Source organism: Bradyrhizobium sp. P5_C11_2 (assembly GCF_054049755.1).
Window position 1 is genome coordinate 1 of record NZ_JBFULT010000426.1, and the last position, 6,611, is coordinate 6,611.

Consider the following 6,611-nt stretch of genomic DNA (forward strand, 5'->3'; position numbering starts at 1 on the left):
GCAGAATACCACGCCCATTTCGGTACATTCGCCGGAGGAATCTCGGGGTTTTGTGGGATAGCCCTTTGAGGGACGATCGGTATGATCGATCGACTTTCTGCTGGACCTCCCGACAGATCGGGGGCGTCCCTACGGGAACGACGCCGTGAAACGCATCGTGATTGCGGATGATCATGAGGTCGTACGTTCCKGGCTTCGTGCGATCGTTGACACGCGCTCCGATTGGATCGTCGCTGGAGAAGCGACCAATGGCGAGCAGGCCGTCGCATTGGTCGTGGAGACGCGGCCGGACATCGTGATCGTCGACTATTCCATGCCCCTCATGAACGGGCTGGAGGTCAGTCGTCGTCTCAAGTCGCTGCGTGTGCGTACGGAGGTGCTGATCCTGACGATGCACGAAAATGAGGAACTGCTGACCGAAGCGATCCTCGCAGGCGTTCGTGGGTTCCTTTTCRAGTCGGATGCCAGAAAACACCTGATTTCCGCCATCGAGGCGCTGCTCGACGGCAGGCCCTATTTCACCAGCGTCTTGCTGGAGAAACTGCTCCGCGATTATCAGGTCAACAAGCAGAACAAATCGAGCATGCTGCTGACCTCGCGCGAGCAGAGCGTGGTCCAATTGATCGCGGAAGGGCACACCAACAGGTCGATAAGCGCCGTATTGAAGCTTAGCGTGAAGACGGTGGAGACCCATCGCGCATCGGCCATGCGCAAGCTCGGGATGTCGTCGACAGCCGAGCTGGTTCGTTATGCGATTCGCAAGAAACTGGTTGCGCCTTAGAGCGATCGGCGCGGGGCTCACCCCATCATCTCCCTGACCATCGGCACCACCTTGCGCCCGTAGAGCTCGATGCTCCGCATCAGCTTCTCGTGGGGCAGGGGACCTGCCGAATATTTCAACTGGAAGCGCGCGATGCCAAGCGCCTTGGCGGTCGCGGCGATCTTGCGCGCCACGGTCTCCGGCGAGCCGACATAGAGCGAGCCGTGCTCGGCCTCATTGACGAACTCGTCGCGGCCCATCGGTGGCCAGCCGCGTTCCCTGCCGATGCGGTCGCGCATGGCCTTGTAGTCGGGCCACAGCTCCTCGCGCGCCTGCGCATCGGTCTCGGCGACGTAGCCCGGCGAATGCACGCCGATGGGCTTGGCCGGGCGGCCGAATTCCTTGAAGGCGCGGTGATAGAGATCGACGTAAGGCGCAAAGCGCGCGGGATCGCCGCCGATGATCGCGAGCATCAGCGGCAGGTCGTAATGCGCTGCGCGCACCACCGATTGCGGGCTGCCGCCGACGCCGATCCAGGTCTTGAGCTGGCCATGCTCGACAGGGGGATAGACGAGCTGGTCCTTCAGCGGCGGACGCAGCTTGCCCTCCCAGGTCACCGGCTTCTGCGCCAGCAGTGCCGTGAACAGGTCGAGCTTCTCCTCGAACAGCGCCTCGTAAGCCCGCAGGTCGAAGCCGAACAGCGGAAAGGATTCCGTGAAGGAGCCGCGGCCGAGGATCACCTCGGCGCGTCCGTTCGAGAGCGCGTCCAACGTCGCAAAGCGCTGGAACACGCGGATAGGGTCGTCCGAGCTCAGCACCGTCACGGCCGAGCCGAGATGGATGCGCTTGGTGCGCGCCGCAACGGCCGCGAGCACGGTCTCGGGCGAAGAGATCGCGAAATCGGCGCGGTGGTGCTCGCCAAGACCGATGAAGTCGAGACCGATCTCGTCGGCCAGCACCGCCTCGTCGACGACGTTGCGGATCACCTGCGCATGGGGAAGCATGGCGCCGGAGGCGTCCGTGGTGACGTCGCCAAAGGTATCCAGTCCGAATTCGAGCGGTGCGGTCATCGATCAGGTCTCTGTGGGGAGGATTCCCCGAGACTTAATAGATGGTCGCGGTGCGACAAGGCGGCTTTCGGAAATGCTCGGTTTCCGTTTGTTCTACCTACCGCCACATCCCGCGCATCCGCGCGCCGATGTCGATCTTCGGTCCTTGCGCCGCGGTGCGCGCGGCGCCTGCGGCGGCCTTCGGCCAGGCGGTGCGCTCGAACAGATGGACCAGCTGCTCCGGGATGAAGCGGGTGCGCGAGGCGTAGACGTGGCGGTCGCCCCGGGCGGCCTGGCCGTGGGTGAAGAAACGCTGCGGCACGACGAGGTGTAGATCGTCCTTGGCGCGGGTCATCGCGACATAGAGCAGGCGGCGCTCCTCCTCGAGCTCGGCGCTGGTGCCGGCGCCGAGATCCGACGGCATGCAGCCGTCGACGACGTTGAGCACGAACACCGACTTCCACTCCTGGCCCTTGGCGGAATGGATGGTGGAGAGGATCAGATAATCCTCGTCGCGCAAGGGAGGCCCGGATTTGTCGCTGGTCGCGTCGGGCGGATCGAGCGTGAGCTCGGTCAGGAATTTCTCGCGCGAAGCGTAGCCGCTCGCGATCTGCTCGAGCTGCATGAGATCGGCGCGCCGCGTCTCGGAATCCTCGTGGATGCGGTCGAGATGCGGCTCATACCACAGCCGCACGCGTTCGAGATCGGCCGGCCATTCCGAATAGCGCAGGTTTTCGATCGTGCGGACGAAGTCGGTCCAGTCGGCGCCGCTGCGCGGCGGCACCGGGAGCAGGCCGAGCGCGGCCATCGGATCGGTACTCTCCGCCATCTGGTCGAGCACGCGCTGCGCGGTTGCGGGGCCGATGCCCGGCAGCAGGTGCAGGATGCGGAAGCCTGCGACGCGGTCGCGCGGGTTTTCGGCGAACCGCAGCAGCGCCAGCACGTCCTTGACGTGGGCCGCGTCGAGGAATTTCAGCCCGCCGAACTTCACGAWGGGGATGTTGCGGCGCGTGAGCTCGATCTCCAGCGGCCCGGAATGCGAGGACGTTCGGAACAGCACCGCCTGGTGCTTCAGAAGCGCGCCTTGCTCGCGGTTCGCCAGCACCTCCTCGACGATGTAACGGGCCTGATCGGCCTCGTCGCGCACGGTCACGAGTTGCGGCTTCTGCGTGGAATTGCGGTCGGTCCAGAGGTTCTTGGTGAAGCGCTCGCGGGCCAGCCCGATGACGCCGTTGGCTGCCGCCAGCACGGTCTGCGTCGAGCGGTAATTGCGGTCGAGCGTGATGAGCTCGGCGCGCGGCGAAAAGCTTTGCGGAAAATCCAGGATGTTGCGCACGGTCGCGGCGCGGAACGAGTAGATCGACTGGGCGTCGTCACCGACCACGGTGAGGCCGCGTCCGTCGGGCTTCAGCGCCAGCAGGATCGAGGATTGCAGGCGGTTGGTGTCCTGATATTCGTCGACCAGGACGTGATCGAAGCGGCCGCCGATCTCTTCGGCGATGAGCCCGTCGCTCATCATCTGCGACCAGTAGAGCAGGAGGTCGTCGTAGTCGAGCACGTGCTGGGCCTGCTTGGCCTCGACATAGGCCGCGAACAGGCCCTTCAGCTCGGCGGCCCAGCCCGCGCACCAGGGATAATGCTGGCCGAGCACCTTCTCGATCTCCATCTCGGCATTGACGCAGCGCGAGTAGATCGAAAGACAGGTGCCCTTGGCCGGAAAGCGGCTCGCGGTCTTCGACAGGCCGCGCTCGTGCCGGACCAGGTTCATCAGGTCGGCGGAATCCTCGCGGTCATGGATGGTGAAGGAGGGGTCGACGCCGATCCGCTCGGCATATTCGCGCAACAGGCGCGCGCCGATGCCGTGGAAGGTGCCGGCCCAGCCCAAGGCGTCGCGCATGATCGCGGCGTTGTTCTCGCCCAGCACCTTTCGGGCGATGCGCTCGACCCGCCCGGCCATCTCGGCCGCGGCGCGGCGGGAAAACGTCATCAAGAGGATGCGGCGTGGATCGGCGCCCGCGACGATCAGGTGCGCGACGCGATGGGCCAGCGTGTTGGTCTTGCCGGAGCCCGCGCCGGCGATGACGAGCAGGGGGCCGCCCACGGTCGCGCCGTCGGCCACGCCATGTTCGACGGCGCGGCGCTGCTCCGCATTGAGCGTGTCCAGATATGTCGCCACGAATCGCCCCGGTGAAACGGCAAGAGTCGGCGATCTCGGCGCGAATCGCAATGCGGCTGGACGGAACCGGGTTTAGGACTTAGGGGAAGGGGGACCGTTGGTTCCAGCGCGCAGCCTCCAGCAATGACCGAGCTCAAGCCCGACCAGTTCGAGATGCGGCGGCTGGAGTCGCTCAGCAACACCATCTTTGGTGTCGCCATGACKCTCCTGGCCTACGACCTGCCCAAGGCCGCCGTCTTCACCAGCGCCCCCGGCTGGAGCGATCTCGCCCACGTCTATTCCGGCAAGCTTGCCGGCTTTGCGCTCAGCTTCATCATCGCCGGCGTGTTCTGGATCAGCCATCACCGGCGGCTGGCGCGCCAGCCGGTGGGCAGCCGCGGCGCGGTGATCCTCAATCTGTTCTTCCTGCTCTCGATCGTGCTGCTGCCGGTGACCAACGGCCTCTACACCAATTACAGCATGAGCAGCGCGGTCGCCGTGCTCTACGGCCTGCACCTGACCGCGATCGCCGGCCTCAATGCCTGGCTGTGGTGGACGATTCTAGGCGGCTGGCGCCACGAAATCATGGCCTCGCTGTTTCCGCTGCTGGTGTTCATTCCAGGCACGATCGTGGCGGCATTCGCGCCGCATATCGCGCCCTTCGTGTGGTTCATCGCCTTCGGCGGGCTCGTGATCCAGCGCTTCTATGCCGCGCCGACCGTGGCGGACACGTAGGCGGCGGCTCACCCTCGTGTCGCGCCAAACCCGTCGGCCGGCACGTAAAGCTTGACCGGGCGGATTTCGTAGACCGCTGTCGGATTGACCTGACGCAGCTTCCGCGCCGCTGCGAGCGCCTCGTCATCCGTGGCGCAGTTGACGAGGTGGAAGCCCAGAAGCTGCTCCTTGGTCTCGGCAAACGGGCCGTCGAGCACCATGCCGGCGCCGGGGCCGCGCAAGGTGCGGGCCTTTCGGGTCTCGTCCAGGCGCGCGGCCGGCCCAAGCAGTCCGCTGGCCCTCATGGGTTCCTGAACCTCGATGACTTTGGCCACGACCGCGGCGTCCTCTTGCGGCGTCCAGGACAAGATCTCGTCTTCCACGTGGTAGGCCAGGATGGCGTAAAGCATCGTCACCTCGCTTGCTTTGGGGGCTCGCAGCCCGAAGGACGTATCACGGCCGCCGAACCTGACAAGCCCGAGACTACAGTATTGCGTCAGGGAGTGCGCGACGAAACCGTCCTGAAACCCGATTGCCGCCCTGCGACGTGAACGCCGCCCGAAGCCGACGCGACTGATGGCCACAACAACACTGAAGGCAATCGGAGGCGGTTATGTCGAGCATCAAGATCATCTGCGACGCGCGTCGTGCCGGCCAATCCGAGCCTGCCGATCTGCACGACCAGAGCGGCCATCATCGTTATTACGGCAGCTCAGTCGAGAATGGCGGCGAGCGCATCGTCGAAAGCCGCCGCGGCAAACGCCAGCGCGCGCCGAACGTCTGCGGCTTCTGAGCCTCGCATAGCCGGACAAGGAGCGACAATGAGCGTCTTGCAAGTTTCGATCGCCGGTCGCCGCCGTTGCAGTGTGGGAGCGGCTTCGCGCGATCTGACCGCGCCGCCGCGCGTCACGGCCCGTTCAGGACCTGCTTGATCAGGGTTGCTCGCAACCGGGCGAGTTCGCCGCTCGCTTCCATCTGCTCGATCACCCTTCCGACTTTCGGCACGAGATCGCGATGCCGTTCATGCAGGTAGTGGTAGATGCGGATGCGCTCGAGCGGCGGGGAGAGCGGGTAGATCCTGGCCTGGAGATTGAGTTTCCTCACCGCGACCAGCCCGCTGAAGAGGTCGGTGACCATCACGTCGAAGCGGTCGGCATCGAGCATCCTGATCATGTTTTCCAGGCTGGTGGTCGCCGTGACGCGGCTCATGCCGCGCGTGCYGGCTTCCGACGAGCCGACGCCGCGCACGATGCCGATGCTGTAGTCCTTGATCGAATTCCAGCCGGCGACGTCAAAATGCAGTTTCGTGGTGAAGACCGCGGGCTCGATGTAATTGATCGCAGGCGTCACTTGGATCAGCGCCGGGTAGTCGCGCGAGAGCGTTCCGATCCGCTGGATTTCGCCGTCGACCGCGCCGGCGCTCGACAGCGCGAGCGCCCGCTTGCCGGGGACGTCCTCGAATTCGAGCTCGATGTTCAACCTGGCATAGACCGCCCGCAGCATTTCGCCGCCGACATATTGATCCGGGATGTCGGCGATGCGCGCGAGCCGGATGACCGGCTGCGCCTGCGATGGACCGGCTGCGAGCAGCGACAGGCAGACGACGATTGTCCTCCACACGAGGCGTCTCCTTGCGCGTCCCTTGCTGCCACTGGATTCGGTGCCTGTGTGATCTACCGGAGGTAGCATTTTCGCCGGACCGCAACGAACACGGCTCGCCCGCCATGCGGGCGCCTCCGCACTTTAACCGATGTCATTCTAGCACGCGAAGTGGTAGTTTGCCCGGCAATCCTGCTGCTGGGCGCCAGATATGACCCCGCCGAACTCAAGCCGCCCATGGGCCGACAGGATCGCTGCGCGCATCGCGCGCTGAGGGAGAATTTCAACCGCCGAATTTGCTCGAGGCTGCGACCCGCATGCCGGAGCAGGATGC

Annotated in this window: 7 protein-coding genes; 3 read left to right on the forward strand and 4 right to left on the reverse strand. The window is 65.1% G+C overall.

Annotated features, from left to right (window positions below; all coding sequences use genetic code 11):
- The first annotated feature begins 145 nt into the window (after positions 1 to 145).
- Positions 146 to 781: a response regulator gene (locus ACXJL8_RS29860; protein WP_456686080.1), complete on the forward strand. Its 636-nt coding sequence runs from the start codon at positions 146 to 148 to the stop codon at positions 779 to 781.
- 17 nt (positions 782 to 798) lie between these two features.
- On the opposite strand, the gene ACXJL8_RS29865 is transcribed toward ACXJL8_RS29860, so the two are convergent.
- On the reverse strand, positions 799 to 1,830 hold the full coding sequence (locus tag ACXJL8_RS29865) for an LLM class flavin-dependent oxidoreductase (protein WP_456622780.1): 1,032 nt from the start codon (positions 1,828 to 1,830) through the stop codon (positions 799 to 801).
- A 97-nt stretch (positions 1,831 to 1,927) separates the two neighbouring features.
- Positions 1,928 to 3,985 carry an ATP-dependent helicase gene (locus ACXJL8_RS29870; protein ID WP_456686081.1) on the reverse strand — a complete coding sequence of 686 codons (2,058 nt, stop codon included), beginning with the start codon at positions 3,983 to 3,985 and terminating at the stop codon, positions 1,928 to 1,930.
- Between the two features lie 123 nt (positions 3,986 to 4,108).
- On the opposite strand from ACXJL8_RS29870, the gene ACXJL8_RS29875 reads away from it, so the two are divergent.
- Positions 4,109 to 4,699, forward strand: a complete 591-nt coding sequence (locus ACXJL8_RS29875) for a TMEM175 family protein (protein ID WP_456686082.1) — start codon at positions 4,109 to 4,111, stop codon at positions 4,697 to 4,699.
- A gap of 8 nt (positions 4,700 to 4,707) precedes the next feature.
- Here the strand turns inward: ACXJL8_RS29875 and ACXJL8_RS29880 are convergent, their stop codons facing one another.
- Positions 4,708 to 5,088, reverse strand: a complete 381-nt coding sequence (locus ACXJL8_RS29880; RefSeq protein WP_456622777.1) for a YciI family protein — start codon at positions 5,086 to 5,088, stop codon at positions 4,708 to 4,710.
- A gap of 203 nt (positions 5,089 to 5,291) precedes the next feature.
- Between ACXJL8_RS29880 and ACXJL8_RS29885 the strand changes: the two genes are divergently transcribed.
- Complete coding sequence (locus tag ACXJL8_RS29885) at positions 5,292 to 5,471, forward strand: hypothetical protein (protein WP_456622776.1); 180 nt, start codon at positions 5,292 to 5,294, stop codon at positions 5,469 to 5,471.
- Between the two features lie 113 nt (positions 5,472 to 5,584).
- Here ACXJL8_RS29885 and ACXJL8_RS29890 read toward each other — a convergent pair whose 3' ends face one another.
- Positions 5,585 to 6,298 carry a substrate-binding periplasmic protein gene (locus ACXJL8_RS29890; protein ID WP_456686083.1) on the reverse strand — a complete coding sequence of 238 codons (714 nt, stop codon included), beginning with the start codon at positions 6,296 to 6,298 and terminating at the stop codon, positions 5,585 to 5,587.
- Positions 6,299 to 6,611: the final 313 nt, after the last annotated feature.

Bases quoted from the DNA above. Each gene is read 5' to 3' on its own strand.
- ACXJL8_RS29865 (WP_456622780.1), bottom strand. From the start codon at position 1,830: ATGACCGCACCGCTCGAATTCGGACTGGATACCTTTGGCGACGTCACC.
- ACXJL8_RS29880 (WP_456622777.1), bottom strand. From the start codon at position 5,088: ATGCTTTACGCCATCCTGGCCTACCACGTGGAAGACGAGATCTTGTCC.
- ACXJL8_RS29885 (WP_456622776.1), top strand. From the start codon at position 5,292: ATGTCGAGCATCAAGATCATCTGCGACGCGCGTCGTGCCGGCCAATCC.